Genomic DNA, 1,521 nt, shown 5'->3' on the forward strand with positions numbered 1-1,521 from the left:
ACTGGCGCAGGGTTTGTTGGCGCAGGGCGTGCAAGCGGGAGACGTGGTCGGGCTGTGCCTGCCGCGTTCGGCCGAAATGATCGTCGCCAGTTTGGCGGTATGGCGTTGCGGTGCGGCGTTTCTGCCGCTGGATCCCGACTATCCGGCGCAACGGCTGGCGTATCTGGTCGAAGATTCCGGCATGCGGGTGTTGCTGAAGAGTAGCTTGGGCAAGGGGAGTGCCCAAGTGGCGCAACAGACGGCAGTGGGCACAAGTGACAATCCGACGACTCGCTTAATCACGATTGATCTCGAAAGTTTGAACCTTGGTGATTATCCCGACGCGCTGCCGCAGATCGCGTTTCATCCCGAGCAAATCGCCTACCTGATCTACACTTCCGGCTCCACCGGCCAGCCCAAGGGCGTTGCGGTCAGCCATGGACCGCTGGCGATGCACATGCAAGCGATGGCCGAGCTGTATGCGATGCAACCTAGCGACGTCTGCCTGCATTTTGCCTCGTTCAGTTTCGATGCCGCCATCGAACAATGGGCGGTGCCGCTGTCCTGCGGCGCTCAGTTGGTGATCAGTGACCAAGCCCTGTGGAGTGTCGAACAAACCCTGGCGGCGATCGAACGCCATGGTATCAACCGCATCGACTTGCCGCCGGCCTATCTGACTGAACTGGCCCGGCATCTCACTCATTCGGAACAAGCGCCAACAATGGCCAGTTGCACTGTCGGCGGCGAAGCGCTGCCGCGTGACAGTCTGACGTTAATTCAAAACCGTTTGCACCCAAAACGACTACTCAACGCTTATGGCCCCACCGAAACCGTGATCACACCGTTAGTTTGGGAGGCCGAAGCCGGTTGCGACAGCGCCTATGCGCCTATCGGCCGCTGCGTAGGCCATCGTACGGCCTACATTCTGGATGCCGACCTCAATCCCTTACCGATAGGCGTGGCTGGCGAGCTATATATTGGTGGGCCAGGCCTGGCGCAAGGCTATTGGCAAAAGCCCACTCTCACTGCCGAATGCTTCATCCCTGATCCATTCACCAATCAAGCCGGTGCCCGGCTTTACCGCACCGGCGACCGGGTCAGATGCCGTGCCGATGGCGTCATCGACTACCTGGGGCGGCTGGACCAACAAATCAAACTGCGCGGCTACCGTATCGAGTTGGGAGAAATCGAAGCCGCACTATTGGCGCAACCGGGTGTCGATGAAGCGGTAATCATGGTCGGCGATGGCGGGCAATTGCTTGGCTATCTGGCCAGCAATTGCTCGATTGACAGCGAGGCCCTGCGCAGCGCCCTGCAAACCCGGCTGCCGGATTACATGCTACCCAATCAGTTCATCGTCTTATCGCAATTGCCGAAACTCCCCAGTGGCAAACTGGACCGCAAAGCCTTGCCGTCCCCGGTGCAAACCGCACGCACCTGCACCGCGCCACGCAATGCCATCGAAAGCCAACTGGCGGCGATTTGGCAGGAGGTGTTGGGTCTTGACAACATCGGCGTGGAGGATAATTTTTTCGAGTTAGG

Annotated in this window: 1 protein-coding gene; it reads left to right on the top strand. The window is 59.4% G+C overall.

The window, feature by feature from the left end; all coding sequences use genetic code 11:
• On the top strand, positions 1 to 1,521 hold a 1,521-nt coding region (locus Q7V20_RS14825), incomplete at both ends, for an amino acid adenylation domain-containing protein (protein WP_304792637.1).

It is taken from the genome of Aquabacterium sp. (genome assembly GCF_030652515.1).
In the GTDB taxonomy this organism is placed as follows: Bacteria; Pseudomonadota; Gammaproteobacteria; order Burkholderiales; family Burkholderiaceae_C; genus Aquabacterium.